Genomic DNA, 19,642 nt, shown 5'->3' with positions numbered 1-19,642 from the left:
TATCAGTCATAATCCAAAAAGCCATCTTGTGGGAGAGTGAGTGTGATATTTTTTGGTAGAAATCCCAAGATTCGCTCCAAAAATATGCTTTGCCCAAATACATCACCACACAATAAAACCTCAAGATTTTCGCCAAAGGCATAATTTGTTTGCACATCACGCACAAGCGTAGCAAGAAACTCACAAAAACTATCGATAAAGCCATAGGCTAAGATGACATTTTCCATATCTGCACATTTAAAACTCATCGAAGATCGGAAGATTCTAGGGTAGTCTAGCGTGAGCGTATTATCTGTATCGCGTAAGAGAATGTAATCAATCCTTGGTCCCTTGGATCGTAAAAATTGATTGGCACACGCAAGGAGTGAATCATAGGCATGGGGCAAAGTCTGCAACAATGTCTCTTCATTAAGCGTAGTGTTTGGGTGCATACCCAAAAGCAGGGCAGCGATACCAAAAATATGCGTGAGATTATCTGTGCGTATGGAGGTGGTTGTGAAGTCTGCAAAAAGTGGAGTATTGAGTTTTTTTGTAAAGTTTTCTACTAATTCTAATCCATTTTTGTAATGAGTGCGAATAGATTCTATAAGACATTGTGGATTTGCTTCAAAAGTTGTATCTAAAAGTTGTTTAAAGTTTTCTCCAGTCCGAAGTAAAATCGCACTTGGGTGTTTAGAACTTATGTAAAATACCACACTTGAAGTAGGTTTAGAATCATCGTGTGGTTGGTGTATGTGATGAGCAAGATTGGTATGTAAAAGAGTTTTAAAATCACATTGAGTTTGTGCTGTATCGATAAATAAGCCACTTTCGCTCACACAAAGCGTGTGTAAATTTCTAGGCGTGTGTGAAAATACACGCGTAGGGGTCATATCTGTATCGCGTAAAAAAAAGTGTGTGATCTCTTCACGTAGCAATAAAGCACTCATAAGCTGCAAAACCGCATCATAAGGCAAAGCAGTGAGCATAAGCCCACGAGAATCTAAGGGGAATTTATCTGCAAAAACCTCTTTTGGTGCTAGGGACACAAATGGCTTTTCAAACGAAGCGAGGATATCAATTTGTGCTGTATGGATTTTAAAAAATGTTTTGAGACTAGATATATCACACATCACACAAAGTGATTGTGCCGTGTCTTTAAATGGCGTGAGGGAGCATTCCTTAAAACCTCTAGCTGTGTCAAGCACTACGCTTTTGTTGGATTTGAGATTATGAAATATAGTCGTGAGGTAGGAAGAAATGTCTTGTGTGTGCATAAGGGGTTTGGCAAAGGTAAAAAGATCAAAGTCCCCAAAATGCTCACTGGAGAGGAAATCTTGTGTTTGTGTGGCGGTGTAAAAATGTGTTTGTGCTTCATATTCTGGGATTGTGATTGGTTGGTGTGATTGCAGTGAATCACACACTTGCAAGTCAATAAATGAAAAACTAAGCGAAAGTGGTAGAGTTGTGGCAATAGATTCTGCAAAATCAAGGAGGGCTTGTGTTTGGTTGGTGTGTATGATAAAATGTAATGTTGGTTTTGGATCTTTTGTAAAATCTGGATTTGCATAAAATCCATACGCATAGATTTTTTCAGGAGATTGTGTAGTGTCTTTATTTATGGATTGCGTATGGCTTGTATCTGCGAGATGTTGGCGAGCGATAATCTGTGCTTGTGTAGATAAAATTTGTGTAAAAAAGATTTGTGTAGGAGAAAACACAGGTGGTTGTAAAGAAAAAGAGAAATCATAATATTGTGTCATACATAACCTTACTAGAATGTTTTAGAGTTTAGAATCCGCGGAAAGAAAGGTTAGCGATTTCTTGGAGATCACGATGATTTGTTTTGGTAGCACATACTCCATTTTTTGCAAGATAAGCAATGGCTTGAGATTCCATAAGTTTAGCACCCTCTTTGACATTGGGGCTTAGATCAAAGGCGGTATCCTCACCTATGACTTCAGGCACAATACCAATGATATGAACAGGTGGCAAATCCCCATTGATTTCTACGAGGCGTAGTGTTTGGAGCATTTCGACTTCGTGTGCGCTTCCTGCCCAAGTAATGATATTTGGGACATCATCAAAGTCAAAGGCATAGACATCCCCAATTTCCGCACCATCTACACTTACACAATCAAGAATAAGGACTTTATCATATGAGGTAATAAGTGGAATAAGCATCTGTGCCAAAGTCCCACCATCGACAATTTCTACTTCTACTGGGTTAGATGGATCGCTAGGGGTAAAGGTATAATTCACCTTTAGATAGTTGGAGAGATGAACGCCAATACCTTCATCTCCAAACAAAATATTACCAATGCCAAGTATGAGAATTTTCAAGTTTTCACACTTTCACATCATCGGTATAACGCATACCACTTACAATCGCATCTACACCACCATTCGGATATTTGATTGAATTCCAAACCGCCATATAAATATGGATAGGAATAAATATCATAAATGCCCAAGTAAGGATATGGTGGAGGTTACGCACATTTGATAAGCCTCCACACATTTTCTCAAACCACATAAAAAGTATTTTGCATACTGCGCCCAATCCGTCATCATAGGAGTTATAAAACAACACCACGCCACTTAGTGATATAAGTAATACAAGGATTGCGAGTAAGAAATATGTGGCAAATTGCAAAGGATTATATGCGCCATCAATATGAGGATGCTTACCGATAAAAAGATAGACTTTAATTTGCTCAATCCAACATTTTGGTGATATAGCCTGTCGAAATGATGTGCGTTCAGGCTTAGATTCTTTGTCAAAGAAAAACAAATACACCCTAAAAAATGAGATAGCAATCAAACAAAATCCCAAAATGATATGGAAACTTCGCATATAAGCGTTGAGATAGCCTACAAATGCATTGACATTATTTGATGCAACTTCTGGATCACCAATAGTAACCACCTCATATGATCCCACTGCATGTAAAAATGGATATGCGATATAAAACCCGGTTGCAATGAGTAAAAATATACTAAAGGCTCTAATCCAATGAAAGATTCTCGCAAGTCCCGAGAATTCTTTATGGACATGAAACTCTTTTTTTTCAAAAGAAATAGTATCTAGCATAGTGTCTCCTTTCTAGCGCAATCCTGAAGCAGAAGGCTGAACTTTGTACTCGCTAAGTTTATTGCCTTTGGTATCCATAACATGCACTGCACATGCAATACATGGGTCAAATGAATGGATATGGCGAATAATTTCCAATGGTTGCGTAAGATCTTGAATCTTGGTGCCAATAAGACTCATCTCATAAGGTCCTTTTTTACCATTTTGATCGATTGGTCCAGCATTCCAAGTGCTTGGGACTACCGCTTGATAGTTTTTGATCACGCCATTTTCTATTCTTACCCAGTGGCTTAACATACCGCGTGGAACATTACCAATAAAATGCCCTTTGTAGCTTTTTTCTTTGTCAATGCTATAAGGCGCACAAGTATTTTTATCGGTTTTTAGATTTTCAACAAGCGCATTAAATGCCTTAATACCATAATCTGCAATAACCTTGCATTCAATTGCTCTTGCGGCAGTGCGTCCTAATGTGCTAAATAGATGAGCTGGAGTAAGCCCAGTTTTTGCTAGAAATTCATCAACAACAGCTGTAATGTAAGGATTTTTCTTTGCATATCCTACAACCACGCTTGCTAGAGGTCCCACTTCCATAGGTTCGCCATCATAGCGAGGAGATTTAATCCAAGAATATTTCCCATTTTCATTGATGAGTGGAGTTTTGATTTCTTTGCCATCAATTCCTATAGATACGCCATCGACAAATCCTGTGTAGCTCGGATTTGTTTCACCATCATATGGGTGCAATGGACCATTATCTTTATACCAAGAGTGTGTAGCATCCTCAGTAATTTTGTCAGTATCTACTTCATAAACTTTGCTAAGATCGCCATTTTTGACAATACCGCTACTTAGTAGCCACTCATCATGTCCTACTTGAATCTCTTGGAAGCTTAGGAAGTTTGTGAGACCACAACCTTTAAGCACAGAATCTTCACCCTTGTAGGCTTCTGCTGCCATAATGATGTCTGCCCAATAAGCACGATTAACAAAATCCGCTACCTCTTTATATTTTGTGAGCCATTCACCAAGTCTAGATGGATCAGTAATATCCATAATACAAGTTACTCCACCAACGGTGAGACTTTGTGGATGTGGATTTTTAGCACCAAAGATTGCCATCATTTGAGCGATTACGCGTTGGACTTCCAAAAGTCGTAAATAGTGCGAAAGCACAATGAGGTTTTGCTCTGGTGTGAATCTATAGGTTTTGTGTCCCCAGTACGCATTCGCAAATGGTCCTAAGCTACCCTGTTTGACAAAATTGCTCACGCGCTCTTTTACGGCTTTTAGTTCATCTTCCCCAGTATAAATTGGATTTTTTGTGTATTTAAAAGCAAGTTCTGAAGCCTTTTTTTCATTAGCTGTGAGAGCTGATGTAATGTCACACCAATCCAATCCATGTAGGGTGTAAAAATGCACAGCATGATCGTGCAAAAAGAGTGCTATATTCATAAGTGTTCGTGTGAGAATAGCATTAAGTGGAGGTGTGATACCCAATGCTTTTTCTACCGCAACAATTCCAGCTTTATAATGTGAGAAAGTGCAAACTCCGCAGATTCTTTGCATTAAAAAACCAGCATCTCTTGGATCGCGATTTCTTACGATTGTTTCTAGCCCACGCCAAAGTGTCGAGCTAGAAAACGCATCTTTTATAACATTGTTTTCATCGACAATGACTTCTATTCTCAAGTGTCCTTCGATTCTTGTGATTGGATCAACTACAATTCGTTTTGTCATCATTCTCTCCTAAAGATTAATCTTGTTTTTTCTTTATGGCACTAACTACAGCATGAGCAGCTATACCTACAGCCGCCACACCAAGGATTACACCACCAATATTATTAGCTGTTTTATCAGCTCCTAGTCCATCAAAACTCGTAGCATAGAGTCTATTACCGATAGGCTCTTCAAATGGGCGCATTGTATCCCAGAAATTTGGCTCACTACAACCTATACAACCATGTCCTGCTTGAATAGGCCAACTTGTGTGCTGATTAAAGCGAAGTTTGGAGCAGTTATTGAATGTATAAGGACCTTTGCATCCCACTTTATACAAACAATAACCTTTTTGAGCACCTTCATCGCCAAAAGATTCTACAAATTGTCCAGCATCAAATCGTCCGCGTCTTTCACATAAGTCATGGATTCTAAGTCCATAAGCCCATGTTGGGCGATTATACGCATCAAGGCTTGGGAGTGTGCCAAAGAGAATATAATGTAAAACATTACCCACGATATTTTTTTCACTCGGTGGGCAACCAGGGACATTAATCACAGGTTTATTAGTGATTTTTGAGAGTGGTTGGGCATTTGTAGGATTTGGATATGCAGCTTGCACACCACCAAAGCTAGAGCATGTGCCAATGGCAAAAATTGCTACTGCGTTTTGTGCTGCTTCTCTAGCCTCTTGCGCACCTGTTGTAGCTTGTGCTCCTATTGTGAGATAAAACTCACTTTTCCCTTCAGGTATGCCACCTTCTACCATAAGAATGTAGCCACCCTTATGCACAGCATCATGTAATGATTTACTAGCTTGATGTCCTGCTGCTGCCATCACGGTTTCGTGATAATCAAGACTAATATAATCAAAGATTAGAGAATCTATGCTTGGTGCATCGCTTCGCAAAAGACTTTCACTACAGCCGGTGCATTCTGCCATATGTAACCATACCACAGGGATTCTGTTGGCAACTTCTGCGGCTTTTGCTGCTAGTGGCGTAAAGCTTGCTGGTAAGGAGAGAGCTGCGGTCATCATTCCTGCCCATTTCATAAAATCTCTTCTTGAGAATCCTTTAGATTCTAGTTCTTGGATAAGATTTCTATCTTGGTTATGAGCAGGGAGAGATTGTAGATATTCGAGTCGCTCTTGTGCTTTTTGTAACAATTCATCGCTGACGATTTGTGCTTTCATTAGGGTATGTCCTTTCTTAAAGATTTGTTAAGGGTTGTGGTCATTTACGATATAAGCTTGAATAGCTCAAAGCTTTGTACTCGCAATTATATAGTAAATTTTTTTAAAACTTTGCTAAAAATTTTGCAACTAAATAAAATAATATTACAAAAGGTTACTTTTATTTTTACTCTTTAGTGTATCTTAGTATTTTATAGTGTAGATTCTGAAAAAATTCTGTAGAATCGGATGTAGCTTTTTGTTTGATTATAAATTGCTACAAGTCACAAAAAGGGGTTATTTATTCATGGATATAAAAACCATAAAACATATAGAAAAAGCTACACAAAGAAATATCAGAGATAGTTTAAAGATTACAATTGTGCTTGTGTTTTTTATTGTTGTATGTATCATAGCAAGTGTTTTTGGTGCAACGCAACATATTACGCTTTTGGCATTTGCGACAGTGATTGGGGCATATATGGCGATGAATATAGGTGCTAATGATGTGGCAAACAATGTTGGTCCCGCAGTTGGTTCTAATGCTATTACACTTTTGGGTGCGATACTTATTGCTGCTTTTTTTGAGGCGTTTGGTGCTATTGTGGCTGGAGCAGATGTGGTAGATACAATTAAATCTGGTATTATTGATCCTCAAAGCGTGCGAGATTCTCAAGTATTTGTAGTGCTTATGCTTGGTGCTTTGCTGTCTTCGGCGATATGGTTGCATTTGGCTACATTGCTAGGCGCACCTGTTTCTACGACACATTCTCTTGTAGGCGGTGTGCTAGGGGCTGGAGTTGTGGCAGGTGGCATGGAAGTAGTCAAATGGATGGAATTAGCTAAAATTGTCTCAAGTTGGGTTATATCACCTGTAATGGGTGGGCTTTTTGCTGTGATTTTTCTTGTGGTGATTAAACGCACTATCACGTATAAAGAAAATAAAAACGCTGCTGCAAAAATTGTTGTGCCATTTTTGGTTTTTTTGATGTCATGGGCATTTACATTATATCTCATCATTAAAGGGCTAAAGCGTATTGTTCCTATGAATTTTAGTGTCGCTTGTATTGTCTCACTTCTTATAGCAGCAGTGATATTTTTTGTAACTCGCCCACTCATCGTGCGTAAGGCACAAAGCCTTGCTAATACCAAAGAAGATATAGGCACACTTTTTACAATTCCTCTTATTTTTGCTGCTGCAATGCTAAGTTTTGCACATGGAGCGAATGATGTCTCTAATGCCGTGGGACCATTGGCAGCTATTAATCAGACTTTGGTGAGTATGAGCGATCAAGTGCTTAGCAATAAAGCAGGTGTCCCATTTTGGATTTTGCTTATTGGTGGGCTTGGAATCTCCATTGGTTTGGCGTTGTATGGACCTAGATTAATTCGCACCGTAGGCAATGAAATTACAGATTTAGACAAAATACGCGCATTTTGTGTGGCAATGAGTGCAGCAATAACCGTGCTTGTAGCTTCACAATTAGGACTTCCTGTAAGCTCTACGCACGTAACTATAGGTGCGATTTTTGGTGTAGGGTTTTTGCGAGAGTATCTCAAACGACGCTATTATGAGATGCAACAAACAATCATTCAAGCGCACAGAGGGAAAGATTCTGTAGAAGTAGAGAGATTTTTGGAGCAATTTAACAAAGCAAGCATAAAACGCAAGGGGCAGATTCTAGAATCTCTTAAACGAAATGAAATTAAAGATAACATCAATTTCAGTAAAAAAGAAAAAAAGACACTTAAAAAGGCTTATAAAAATGAACTTGTCAAGCGGAGTGCAATAAATCGCATCATTGCTTCATGGATTATTACCGTGCCTGCATCTGCATTGCTTGGGGCGCTTTCGTATTCTGCGATTATGTGGATAGGGTTTGAGCTTTAGGAATTTTTAAACAAGCCCTGCTACAATAATAATTCAATAAAATTAAAGGAGTGTTTTTGGATCCTTATCACTCGGGTTTTTTCTTTCTCTTGGCGTTAGTTTTAGTGTTTTTGAACGCTTTTTTTGTGGTTAGTGAATTTGCGATTGTTAAGGTTAGGAGAACAAAACTTGAAGAACTCTCCAAAAATGGTGTCAAAAACGCAGATCTCGCACTCAAAATTACGCAATCTCTTGATACATATTTAAGCGCTACACAACTTGGGATTACACTTGCTTCTCTCGCTCTTGGTTGGGTTTCTAAAGATGGTGTTGGGCATTTGATTTTATACGCATTTGAATCTATTTTTGGTAATCAATACACACTTGTATCCATTATTTCTACAATCATTGCTTTTGTCGTGGTAACGCTTTTGCATGTGGTCTTGGGTGAGCTTGTGCCAAAATCTGTTGCGATAGCTAAAACAGAGACTATGGCGCTTGCGGTTGCTAAACCATTGCATTATTTTTGGCTTACTTTTTATCCTTTTATTCATCTTTTTGATTTACTTGCAGCATTTTTTTTACGATTAATTAAGATTCAACCTGCAAAAGAAAGTGAATTAGTACACTCTGATGAGGAATTAAAGATTATTGTAGGAGAGAGTCTCAAGGAAGGCTATATAGATTCTATAGAGGGTGAGATTATAAAAAATGCGGTGGATTTTTCTGACATCTTGGCAAAAGAGATTATGACTCCACGAAAAGATATGGTGTGTCTGTGTGCCGAGGATAGTTATGAAGAAAATATGAAAATTGTGCTTGAAACAAATCACACACGCTATCCGTATTACAGAGATTCTAAAGATAATATTATCGGAATGGTGCATATTCGAGATTTACTCAAAAATGCGACAGATAATAGCCAAAAAGATATGCTAAAGCTTGTGCGTAAGATGATTATTGTTCCAGAGAGTGCGCATATATCCGAGATTCTTATTACCATGAAAAAACAGCAAGTGCATACTGCATTGGTGGTAGATGAATATGGTGGCACAGCAGGATTGCTTACAATGGAGGACATCATCGAGGAAGTAATGGGCGATATTGATGATGAGCATGATCTTAAGATTGTGGATTGCCGACAGATTTCTGAAACTTCTTATGAAGTCGATGGCAAGATAGATATTGAGAGTATCGAGGATATGCTGGGCATTGTGATTGAGGAAACTAACGATCATGTAACAATCGGTGGTTATGTTTTTGGGCTTTTGGGTAGATTACCAGAAGTGGGTGATAGATACATAGATTCACATTCTCATTGCGAATTTGAGGTGGTGCAAATGGATAATACGCGTATCAAAATGCTAAAGATTACCAAATTATCACAGGATATAGATGGTGACAAAGCCTAGAAAATGTGTGTTTTTTGATCGCGATGGCGTTATTAATCGCGATTATGGCTATGTATATAAACAAGAAGATTTTGTGTTTAATGATGGTATTTTTGAGCTTTTGAGTTTTTTTAAACGCCGTGATTTTTTACTTGTTGTAGTTACCAATCAATCAGGAATTGCGCGTGGATATTACACACAGCAAGATCTTGCAATATTACATGATTTTATGCAGGAGCAATTACGATTGTATGTGGGTTTTGAGTTTGATAAGATTTATTTTTGTCCGCATGCACCACAAGACAATTGTCAATGTCGTAAGCCACAAATTGGTATGATTACACAAGCTTGTAAGGATTTTATCATAGATGTGCCTAATTCTCTTTTTATAGGGGATAAAATTACAGATGTGCAATGTGCTTATAATGCAAATGTGGGGCAGAAGTTTTTATTGCAATGCGATGATGCTTTACCACAGGATTTGGTGCAAAGTGTTGTGCATAAGGTGCAAACTCTTGCTCAGATTCAAGAAATATGTGAGAGTTTGTAGGGTCTTGTAGCATACATCAAGAAAGGAGCTAGTATGAAATACATTTATGATGATTTGGTAGATAAAAATATTCTTATCACTGGTGGTGCTGGGTTTATTGGTAGTAATCTTGCATTGTATTTTCAAAAACATCATCCGAGGGCAAATGTGTGTGTGTTTGATAAGTTTCGTGATGACACATATTTTCCAAGCGGTAATCCTACAAGCCTTGGGCATTTTAAGAATCTGCTTGATTTCCGTGGAGAGGTTATAGTAGGGGATTTGATAAAAGATCTCGATAAGCTTAAGGGTCGTGATTTTGATTATATCTTTCATCAAGCGGCTATTTCTGATACGACGGCTATGGATCAAAAACTTATGCTAGAGACAAATTTTGAAGCTTTTGTTAAGCTTTATGAGATCGCCAAACAAAGTGGCGCTATGCTTATTTATGCTTCATCGGCAGGGACTTATGGTAATTCTCCAGCACCAAATATTGTGGGTGTGGGTGAAGTGCCAGAGAATATTTATGGATACTCTAAACTCCAAATGGACATTTTCACGCGCCAAGTTTTAGCGCAAGATTCAGAGATTCCGCTTATTGGATTGCGATATTTTAATGTATATGGTGAGCGAGAGTTTTATAAAGGCAAAACCGCATCAATGATTTTACAGCTAGGGCTTCAAGCGTTAGAGCATAAAAAAGTGCGACTTTTTAAATATGGTGAGCAATTGCGTGATTTTGTATATATCAAAGATGTGATTCAAGCAAATGTCAAGGCTATTGAGGCTAGTGCAAGTGGAGTGTATAATGTTGGTTCTGGTAGGGCAAGAAGTTTTAATGACATTATTAATGAGCTTAAGAGACATCTTGGAGATTTTGAGGTGGAATATATTGATAATCCTTATACATTTTATCAAAACCATACACAAGCAGATATTGCCCTAAGTCAGGAGTTTCTTTCTTATACACCACGATTTAGCTTAGAGCAAGGGATTAAATCTTATATACCAGAGATTTTAAGTATTTTTAACGCACAAATGCACAAAAAGGTATAGCTTATGTTTGGTTTGGAGCAAAAATCTCCCAAGATTCTTGTTATTGGGGATTTGATGATAGATCATTATATTTGGGGGGATTGTAATAGAATTTCGCCTGAAGCTCCCGTGCAGGTTGTGGAAGTAAAAAGTGAAAGCAATAGATTAGGTGGTGCGTGCAATGTCGCAAATAATCTCCTCGCACTAGGCGCGCAAGTATATGTGTGTGGTGTGGTGGGTGATGATGCCGATGGGAGATGGCTTGTTGGTGCTTTACAAGAATTGGGTGCAGATATTACATATATTTTTGTAGATTCTAGTCGTCCTAGCACAAAAAAAAGTCGCGTTGTCATTTCTAATCAACAAGTTTTGCGCGTAGATAGAGAGAGCAGGGTGCGCGTAGATTCTAAACTTTTGCAAAAGATTTATGAAAATCTAAATGCATTGATTACGCAAGTGGATTGTGTGATTATCTCTGATTATGGCAAGGGGCTTTTGAGTGATACCTTTACTCAAGAAATTATTTCTTTGGCGCGTAGTGAGCGTAAATTTGTCCTTTGTGATCCTAAAGGTTGTGATTATAGCAAGTATAAAGGTGCGACACTGCTTACACCTAACAAAAAAGAGGCAACACTCGCTACAGGGATTGAAATTAATGATGATAAGACATTACTCCAAGCTGCCAAAAAATTAAAAGAAATGTGTGCATTAGAGATTTCTCTTATCACACTAAGTGAAGATGGCATAGGAATCTTTGATGATTGTGTGTGTAAAAAGATACCAACTTTTGCACAAGAAGTTTATGATGTAACAGGTGCTGGAGATACCGTGATAGCAGCCCTTGGTTTTGCGCTTAGTGCAGGGTTAGATATTTATAAGGCAAGTGAATTTGCCAATAGTGCCGCAGCAGTAGTGGTTGCAAAGGTGGGAAGTGCGAGTGCAACGCATATTGAGATAGATCGCCATATCCATACACATGGGCAAGATGTCGGAAGCGGTAAGCTTTTGGACAAGATACAAATGCGTGATATGATAGAATCTTTGCGTCACAATAGCCAAAAGGTGCGTATTGTCTTTACAAATGGGTGTTTTGATATTTTGCATAGAGGACATGTGCAGTATCTAAACCAAGCAAGAGCATTGGGCGATATCTTGATTGTAGGGCTTAATAGTGATGATTCTATCACGCGATTAAAAGGTGAGGGGCGACCGGTTAATACACAAGAGGATAGGGCTTTTTTACTTTCAGGGCTTGAGTGTGTGGATTATGTCGTGATATTTGATGAGGATACTCCTAGAGATCTTATCGCATTTCTTGCTCCAGATGTGCTTGTTAAGGGTGCAGATTATGAGGGCAAGGAAATTGTAGGGAGTGAGTTTGTCAAAGATGTGCGACTTATAGATTTTGTAGAAGGTAAGTCAAGCACTAACATTATGGAAAAAATAAGGAGTATGCGATGAAAGATTTTATACAAGCGGAGTTTTTGAATCATATAGAAGTGAGTTCTCATGCGCTTAAATGTATGCTAGATTCTATTGTCCAAGGTGCTCATATGCTCACAGAGTGTCTCAAAAATGGCAATAAAGTGCTTATTTGTGGCAATGGTGGAAGTGCGGCAGATTCACAGCATTTTGCTGCGGAACTTACTGGTAGATATAAGCGTGAGCGAAAAGCATTGGGTGCTATTGCATTAAGTGTGGATACCTCTGCGCTTACAGCTATTGGCAATGACTATGGATATGAATTTACATTTTCTCGTCAAGTTGAGGCACTTGCACATAAGGGCGATGTAGTCTTTGGAATCTCAACTAGTGGAAATTCCAAAAATGTTATTAACGCATTAAATGTCGCAAAATCTTTAGGTTGCTCAACTATCGCACTAAGCGGTCGTGATGGCGGATCAATGAAGACATTGTGCGATGTCAATATGATTGTGCCAAGTAATGATACAGCAAGGATTCAAGAAATACATATTCTCGTGATACACGCACTTTGTGATATTGTAGAGCGTGAATGCGGAGGTGATGAATAATATAGCATATTGGCTTGTGTCGTGTTTGAACAAACAATCAAGAGTCTATTAAGATTTAAGGACTTTGCTAGTGAATTGAAGAAAATGTTTCAAACCCAAGGAATCTATGCAAACACAAGTGTCATAGAACAAAAATCAGGCGTGAATTATGTATGCTTTCCAGATGGCGCACTTTTGCAATCTCTAGCATATCTTAATTGCATTCCATATGATACTTTTAGTATCAATGGTGCGCCATTGTTGCATTTTTGTGCGTGTGAAGAGTTTCAAAGATTGTATAATGCTCATAACCCACATTTGTTGCTAATCGCTCCTAAGAGGAATGCTTTTGAGTTTAGCGTGTATCGAGGGAATAGCGTGGTGGGTTGGTATACAGATACACCTTTGCGTTTTTGTCCGATGTGCAAAGAGATTTTTCTAAATTTGTGGCATCAAGGTAAGGATATGGAGTCTTTACATTCGCTTCAGAGTATATTGGAGTTACCAGTGGGGGAATGATACACCTTGTATAAGGCTATAAACTTTGTTACATATTTGGGGGTATTGTATGACAGAGATTTTTTTGGCTGTAGATTCATTAATTACTTCTAAGACAGATTTAAGTGGCAAGATCATTTATGGAAATGATGACTTTGTGTACTTTAGTGGATATAGCGAAAAGGAATTTTTATATAAACCTCATAGCTTGATCCGACATCCTGATATGCCTCGTATAGCTTTTAAATTGTTGTGGGATACGATTCAAAGTGGGGGAGAATTTTTTGCATTTGTGAAGAATCTAAGTAGATACAATCAAACATATTGGGTTTTTGCAAATATCACGCCCTCATATGATCCAAATGGAAAAATGGTGGGATATTATTCTGTGAGACGATGTCCGAGCAAAGAGGGGGTAAGAGTATTAGATAGTGTGTATAAGCAACTCATAGAGGCAGAAAAACAAGGCGGTATGGAATCTTCATACAAACTCCTAAAAGGGATTTTACAACAAGCTAATATGAGTTATGAAAATCTCTGTATTTCTTTGCAAAATCAAGGAAAGTTAAGCGGTTGGTATGGTGCATAATGGGGAATATAAGGATTTTTTGAATTGATATTTTGCATGCTGCTACATTTTAGATTATATAGTATCGCGTACTTACTCATAACCCTAAATATTCTTGGATAAACATTAGTGCGGTTTTATTGTTTTTATATTATTCTATCCTCTAAAGCTTTGCTAACACATAACAAGCAGATTCAAAGCTTTTATCGTTTGTTCCAAGATAAAATCTAAGGAGGTAATATGAGATACTTTATGTAAGCATATCTGTTTTATTTGTAGGCGTGGTATTTAGTGGATGCGGGGCTTGGAGATGGTTTGTGCCTCATAGCTTAGAGCCTAGCTTTTATAAGTTTAAAGAAATATGTCAGCTAGACCAAGAGATTTATCAAGCTAGTGGTGGTAAGATAGATGAGGAATATTATAATAAAGTGTTAAGGTATTTTGATACGGATTTAGATAGCTTAGATTGGAATACATTCGGCAAATGCAAAAGTTAATGGTATGGGACATTTCTTATACAATTTTGAAAGATATGATGATAGGATATGCCCATTCTTTTGCATTATTTTTTAACGACAATTTACATAAGATGAGGATTCTAAAAAAAAGTTAAAAGAATTTAACAAGAATGAAGAACCTGCTATCATTACCGCATACCTTGGATTTATATTAGGAATATGTCATTGAATTGCTATGTTTTATATTTCACACTATTTTATTAAGATAGATTAAGAGGTGGTTTCAATGAAAAAAGAAAAGTTTGAGTTAAAGCAAAGAAGCATTACTTCCAACAATAAAACTTAAAACCACTCATGAGATTACATTATAAAGAGCATACAAAGCAAATAGATGATATGCCTAATATATAGACTACGACTACAGCTTCATAGTGAGATTAGTAACCATATTGTAGAATCTTATTTTCAGATTCTAGGACGTTGCCTTGTTATTTGGCTTTTTCTACATATTCACCGGTTTCAGTATTGACACGGATACTCTCACCCTCAAGCACATGGAAGGGTATTTGCACGACAGCACCAGTTTCAAGTGTAGCAGGTTTTTTTCCAGCACTTGAAGTATCACCTTTGAAGTTAGGTGCTGTTTCAATGATTTTTAATTCAACAACTTGTGGTGCATCTACAGAAATCGCCTTGTCATTGTGAAAAAGCACTTGCACAATTGTGCCATCAATAATCCATTTTGTTGCATCGCCTACTTGATCTTGGGTAAGTGCGATTTGCTCATATGTCTCATTGTCCATAAATTGAAACAAATCTCCATCTTGATAGAGGAATTGCATTGTTTTTTCTTGAAGATTTGGTTCATCGCATTTGTCACCCGCGTGAAAAGTTTTTTCTATAACCTTACCATCAAGAAATGATTTTATTTTTGCACGCACAAATGCCGCACCTTTGCCGGGCTTTACATGTTGGTATTCGACAATTCGATATGGGATTTTATCAATCTCGATTTTTAAACCCTTTTTTAATTCACTCATGCTTATTGCCATTGCAACTCCTTAAAGAATATTGTAGTGTTGGTTAGATTCTGTGTGCAGATCCTAGAATCTTCATACGCTCAACCATGACTCTTTGCATGGCCTCCATACCTGGAGTGAAAAATTTGCGCAAGTCAAATTGCGTAGGATCGGTGTTAACAATTTTGCGCACTTCTGCCATAAATGCAATGCGCAAATCCGTATCGGTATTGACTTTATTAATACCACCCTTTATAGCTTCTTGTAAAAATTCAAATGGTACACCTTTGCTACCCTTGAGATCGCCACTTGTGCTTAAGAAACTCTCGCGCACATATTCAGGGATTGCACTTGCGCCATGAAGTACGAGAGGAATATTTGTGCGTCTTTTTACCTCTTGTAGTCTGGCAAAATCTAGTTTTGGCTCACCTTTGAATTTAAATGCACCATGACTTGTGCCAATGGCTGGTGCTAAATAATCTACTTGTGTTTGTTTGACAAATTCTTGTGCTTCATCGGGATTCACAAGCACTGCATCTTGCTCACTCACAGAAATATTGTCTTCAATCCCCATAAGTCTTCCAAGCTCTGCCTCCACACTCACACCTTTGCTATGGGCATATGCCACTACTTCTTTAGTGATTGTGACATTTTCCTCAAAACAATGATGTGAAGCATCAATCATGACTGATGTAAATCCTGAATCTATAGCCTTTTTGCAAGATTCAAAACTTGTGCCATGATCAAGGTTGAGTGCGACAGGTATGTGAGGATATCGTGCACTTAGGATTTTGACAAGTCCTACTGCCATGTCAATTCCCATATATTTGATAGCACCTTCGCTTGCTTGCACGATGATAGGTGCTTGCGCTTCATTGGCCGCATTAAAGATCGCATTTAGCATTTCAAAATTCACAAAATTAAACGCCCCAACACCATAACCCTCTTTATGGGCTTTTAATAAAATCTCACTCCCGCTTACTAGCATGCTTTTTCCTTACTTGTTAATTTGTATCTTAGCTTTTTGGCGTAATTCTTGGACTTTTGATCCTATGGCTTGTCTTACAGCTTCCATTTGCATATTTTGTGCAATCATTTGTTTTGCTTGATCGTAGCTAATAGCCTTTGGTTCTGTTTTGCTTTCAAGATAGATGACATGGTAGCCAAATTGTGTTTTTACTGGAGTTTTTGTGTAAGTTCCGGGTTTTAGATCAAAAGCAGCCTTAGAAAATTCTGGCATCATAGCAAAGCGATGAAAAGTCCCCAAATCACCACCATTTTGTTGTTGTTTGCTAGCTGGATCGATAGTTTTTTGATTTGCTAGATCGACAAATTTTGGTTCTACGCGACCTTTCACTTTATTGAGCTCAGAGATAATTGCTTTTGCTTCATCTTCGGTGTTGACTAAAATATGGCGAGCTTTACCTTCTTGGTCGATGAAATTATCTTTATTTTGTTGGTAGATTTGCCGAATCTGTTCTTCACTGATATTTGGCATTTGGACACTTTGCATTTGTTTTTGTTGCCAAGCACGTAAAAGCAAATCTTTCTTAAAAGCTTCGAGTGTGCTTGTGTATTCTTTTGTGGTATCAAGCTTTTCTGCCTTTGCTGCATCAAGGATAAGTTTTTGTGTAATAAGTTCATTAAGAATCATCTCTCGTTCTGTCTCAGGAAGTTTGTCAAAATCCAGACTAGGGTTTGCTTGTTTAAGTGGCTCAAGATCTTTTTCTGTGATTGGATTTCCATTGACTGTTGCATACGTTTTTGCCTCAAGTAGTGCTAGAGAAAATGCACACGCTAACATTGTGATAAAAACAACTTTCTTCATTATACCTAACTCCAAGTGCTAAAGATTTTGTCTCGCGACAATTAGGGTGGTATTGTATCGCTTAAAGATTAATTACATGCTTAAAAGCTAACCCCAAATATTATCCGTGATGCTATCATTGTTGTATCGTGATTTAGGGGATCGTTTTTTGTTGTTGCTTTGCTTTTGTCGCGGATGTTTGGTGTGAGATTCTGTATTTTGGTGTGTTTGTAGGTTTGCAATTTCTTCTTTGCTTAAGCCTATGGTTTTGGTGCATTGTGTTTGAATAAAATGGCTAAGTAGTTTTATGCAAAGCTGTGTAGGATCTATGTGTTCTTTTAGATTCTCAAAATATTCAAGTCCAAATTGTGTGGTTTGTAATGTGGCTATCTTGCTTAAGAGTGTATCAGAATCTATGTCCGCTTCACCCTCTATATGGCAAAGCTCAAGCGTGGCTTTGGTACTTTGTTTGATTTTGTGAATCTCTTTAAACTCTAAAGGTGTAGCAAGCGTGATAGCTACCCCTTTTTTACCCGCCCTACCAGTTCGTCCTATGCGATGCACATAGCTTTCTGGGTTTAGCGGTATATGGTAGTTAAATACATGAGTTACATCACTAATATCAAGCCCACGAGAAGCAACATCAGTGGCTACAAGAATTTCAATAGTATTTTGACGGAATCTCACCATTACATCACGCCTATCTCGTTGCTCCATATCACCATGTAGCGCAGCGGCGTTAAAATTAGCCTTTGCGAGTTTTTGTGCGAGGATACCGGCTTCTTTTTTGGTGCGTGTGAATATAATGCTTTTTGTGGGGTTTTCTGTTTCCAAGAGGCGCAAAATTGCTTCATCGCGTTCATTTTCGTTGATAATGTAGTATTTTTGATCAATGTCTTGATTGGTGATATCTATAGGTGATATTTTGATAGATTCTGGATTGTGTAAGATTCGCATAGCTAAATCTTTAATAGCTTGAGGCATAGTGGCGGAGAAAAGCAATGTTTGAATATTGTTTGGTAGATAGGTAAAAATAGATTCTATATCATCTAAAAACCCCATATCAAGCATTTCATCACTTTCATCTAAAACCACGACTCTTGGTGCAAAATCATTAAGACGCCCATTCATCAAGTGATCAAGCAATCTTCCTGGTGTAGCTATCATGATTTTTGGTTTGTTTTTGAGTAAATCACATTGGCGCTTGATACTTTGTCCGCCATACATACAAATCGTTTTTATACGTGCAAAGCGACCAAGTTTGAGGAATTCCTCGCTAATTTGCATTGCAAGCTCTCGTGTGGGTGTGATGATGAGGGCTTCAATTTTATCATTGCGTTGAATCTTGTTAAGAATAGGGATCGCAAAGGCTGCTGTTTTTCCTGTGCCTGTTTGGGCTTGGGCGATGAGATCTTTACCCTTTAGCACAATTGGAATACTTTGGGCTTGAATAGGGGAAGGAGTGTTAAAGCCAAGTTCTTTGATACCACGCAAAAGATATGGACGCAACCCAAAGGATTCAAAGTCTTCCGTGGTTTGTGGAGATTGTGCTGTTTCTTGTGTGTTGATAGAGGCATCTTGTGTTTGCATCATAAGCCTTTAAAAGTTAGATAATGCGTGCTATTGTAGCAAAATTCGCTAAAAACACCTCTTAATTTTGTGATTGTGTATTATAATGCCTCGATTGATTTTTGCTTGATTTGCCAACAAGGTATTGTAGATTCTCAAAAAGACATAAGTTTAGGCGTATGCGTATGGAAGAGACACTTTATAACACAATTTTTACTTCTGCTCCACTGGTTGCAAGTTTTTTGGCAGGGATTCTGACATTTTTAAGTCCTTGTATTTTGCCACTTATCCCGGCTTATATTTCTTATATAAGTGGCATCGCACTTGAGGATATGTCAGAAACTCTTATGTGTCATCGTGTCAAGATCGTGCTAAAAACTTTGAGTTTTATTTTAGGGTTTTGTAGTGTTTTTGTGATTTTGGGACTTTTTTTTGGTAGTGTGCTTGGACAATGGTTAAAAAGCGATGCGTTTAGTTATATCGCTGGTGGCATTGTGGTTGTATTTGGGTTACATTTTTTGGGGATTTTTCGGATACAATTTCTGTATAAAGTCTCCCCAAAGTTATCTTTTGGTTATTTAGAATCTATGCCTTTTTTATCACCATTTTGGGCATTTTTAGCACCATTTTTGCTAGGTGTAAGCTTTAGCGCATGTTGGACGCCTTGCGCAGGACCGATTCTGGGTTCGATTTTGGCACTTGGTGTACTAAAAAGTGATATGGCTTTGTGGTATATGCTAAGTTATGCGAGTGGTTTAGGCTTGGCATTTTTGCTTACAAGCTTGGTTATTGAGCATGCGTTTGAAGTATTAAGGAAACTAAAAAAATGTATGCGTGGTATAGAGATTGGTTGTGGTATTTTGCTAATTGGCGTTGGCGTGTTGATTATGCAAGGGAAGCTAGACATAGTGTTGTAA

At 38.0% G+C, this 19,642-nt stretch carries 19 protein-coding genes; 10 read left to right on the top strand and 9 right to left on the bottom strand.

Features of this window, described 5'->3' with window-relative positions:
- Positions 1-2: 2 nt before the first annotated feature.
- From C6H22_RS00175 to C6H22_RS00155, 5 genes are read right to left on the bottom strand one after another with little or no spacing between them, the layout of a single operon-like run.
- The gene (locus tag C6H22_RS00175) at positions 3-1,742 is read right to left on the bottom strand and encodes a hypothetical protein (RefSeq protein ID WP_104693342.1); all 1,740 of its coding nucleotides are present in this window, start codon (positions 1,740-1,742) and stop codon (positions 3-5) included.
- A gap of 28 nt (positions 1,743-1,770) precedes the next feature.
- A complete protein-coding gene (locus tag C6H22_RS00170; protein ID WP_104693341.1) occupies positions 1,771-2,322 on the bottom strand; it encodes a HyaD/HybD family hydrogenase maturation endopeptidase in 552 nt (183 codons plus the stop codon).
- 4 nt (positions 2,323-2,326) lie between these two features.
- Positions 2,327-3,073: a Ni/Fe-hydrogenase, b-type cytochrome subunit gene (gene cybH / locus C6H22_RS00165; protein ID WP_104693340.1), complete on the bottom strand. Its 747-nt coding sequence runs from the start codon at positions 3,071-3,073 to the stop codon at positions 2,327-2,329.
- Positions 3,074-3,085: 12 nt separating this feature from the next.
- The gene (locus C6H22_RS00160; RefSeq protein WP_104693339.1) at positions 3,086-4,813 is read right to left on the bottom strand and encodes a nickel-dependent hydrogenase large subunit; all 1,728 of its coding nucleotides are present in this window, start codon (positions 4,811-4,813) and stop codon (positions 3,086-3,088) included.
- A 16-nt stretch (positions 4,814-4,829) separates the two neighbouring features.
- Positions 4,830-5,987, bottom strand: coding sequence for a hydrogenase small subunit (locus tag C6H22_RS00155; RefSeq protein WP_104693338.1), 1,158 nt, complete (start codon positions 5,985-5,987; stop codon positions 4,830-4,832).
- 286 nt (positions 5,988-6,273) lie between these two features.
- Here C6H22_RS00155 and C6H22_RS00150 point away from each other — a divergent pair, with 286 nt between their 5' ends.
- The 9 genes from C6H22_RS00150 (at position 6,274) to C6H22_RS00110 (ending at position 14,369) form a co-directional block, all read left to right on the top strand.
- Complete coding sequence (locus C6H22_RS00150) at positions 6,274-7,857, top strand: inorganic phosphate transporter (RefSeq protein ID WP_104693337.1); 1,584 nt, start codon at positions 6,274-6,276, stop codon at positions 7,855-7,857.
- Between the two features lie 56 nt (positions 7,858-7,913).
- A complete protein-coding gene (locus C6H22_RS00145) occupies positions 7,914-9,248 on the top strand; it encodes a hemolysin family protein (RefSeq protein WP_104693336.1) in 1,335 nt (444 codons plus the stop codon).
- Positions 9,232-9,777: a D-glycero-alpha-D-manno-heptose-1,7-bisphosphate 7-phosphatase gene (locus tag C6H22_RS00140; RefSeq protein ID WP_104693335.1), complete on the top strand. Its 546-nt coding sequence runs from the start codon at positions 9,232-9,234 to the stop codon at positions 9,775-9,777. Before C6H22_RS00145 ends, C6H22_RS00140 begins: the two co-directional genes overlap by 17 nt.
- 33 nt (positions 9,778-9,810) lie before the next feature.
- A complete protein-coding gene (rfaD, locus tag C6H22_RS00135; RefSeq protein ID WP_104693334.1) occupies positions 9,811-10,815 on the top strand; it encodes an ADP-glyceromanno-heptose 6-epimerase in 1,005 nt (334 codons plus the stop codon).
- A gap of 3 nt (positions 10,816-10,818) precedes the next feature.
- Positions 10,819-12,255, top strand: a complete 1,437-nt coding sequence (rfaE1, locus tag C6H22_RS00130) for a D-glycero-beta-D-manno-heptose-7-phosphate kinase (protein ID WP_104693333.1) — start codon at positions 10,819-10,821, stop codon at positions 12,253-12,255.
- Positions 12,252-12,827: a D-sedoheptulose 7-phosphate isomerase gene (gene gmhA / locus C6H22_RS00125; RefSeq protein ID WP_104693332.1), complete on the top strand. Its 576-nt coding sequence runs from the start codon at positions 12,252-12,254 to the stop codon at positions 12,825-12,827. Before rfaE1 ends, gmhA begins: the two co-directional genes overlap by 4 nt.
- A gap of 84 nt (positions 12,828-12,911) precedes the next feature.
- Positions 12,912-13,325, top strand: coding sequence for a hypothetical protein (locus tag C6H22_RS00120; protein ID WP_104693331.1), 414 nt, complete (start codon positions 12,912-12,914; stop codon positions 13,323-13,325).
- A gap of 49 nt (positions 13,326-13,374) precedes the next feature.
- Entirely contained in the window at positions 13,375-13,893 is a 519-nt protein-coding gene (locus tag C6H22_RS00115) for a PAS domain-containing protein (protein ID WP_104693330.1), read from the top strand.
- A gap of 296 nt (positions 13,894-14,189) precedes the next feature.
- Positions 14,190-14,369: a hypothetical protein gene (locus C6H22_RS00110; protein ID WP_104693329.1), complete on the top strand. Its 180-nt coding sequence runs from the start codon at positions 14,190-14,192 to the stop codon at positions 14,367-14,369.
- A gap of 449 nt (positions 14,370-14,818) precedes the next feature.
- Here the strand turns inward: C6H22_RS00110 and efp are convergent, their stop codons facing one another.
- The 4 genes from efp to C6H22_RS00090 form a co-directional block, all read right to left on the bottom strand.
- Positions 14,819-15,382 carry an elongation factor P gene (gene efp / locus C6H22_RS00105; protein WP_104693328.1) on the bottom strand — a complete coding sequence of 188 codons (564 nt, stop codon included), beginning with the start codon at positions 15,380-15,382 and terminating at the stop codon, positions 14,819-14,821.
- A gap of 31 nt (positions 15,383-15,413) precedes the next feature.
- Positions 15,414-16,337, bottom strand: a complete 924-nt coding sequence (locus C6H22_RS00100; protein ID WP_104693327.1) for a class II fructose-bisphosphate aldolase — start codon at positions 16,335-16,337, stop codon at positions 15,414-15,416.
- A 9-nt stretch (positions 16,338-16,346) separates the two neighbouring features.
- Complete coding sequence (locus C6H22_RS00095) at positions 16,347-17,177, bottom strand: peptidylprolyl isomerase (RefSeq protein WP_104693326.1); 831 nt, start codon at positions 17,175-17,177, stop codon at positions 16,347-16,349.
- Between the two features lie 87 nt (positions 17,178-17,264).
- Positions 17,265-18,746 (bottom strand): DEAD/DEAH box helicase, encoded by a 1,482-nt coding sequence (locus tag C6H22_RS00090; protein ID WP_104693325.1) that lies wholly within the window; start codon positions 18,744-18,746, stop codon positions 17,265-17,267.
- Positions 18,747-18,910: 164 nt separating this feature from the next.
- Between C6H22_RS00090 and C6H22_RS00085 the strand changes: the two genes are divergently transcribed.
- A complete protein-coding gene (locus C6H22_RS00085) occupies positions 18,911-19,642 on the top strand; it encodes a cytochrome c biogenesis protein CcdA (protein WP_233706964.1) in 732 nt (243 codons plus the stop codon).

The sequence above is a fragment of the Helicobacter equorum genome, from assembly GCF_900198655.1.
GTDB lineage: Bacteria > Campylobacterota > Campylobacteria > Campylobacterales > Helicobacteraceae > Helicobacter_F > Helicobacter_F equorum.
This window is presented reverse-complemented; position numbering and strand designations above follow the sequence as displayed.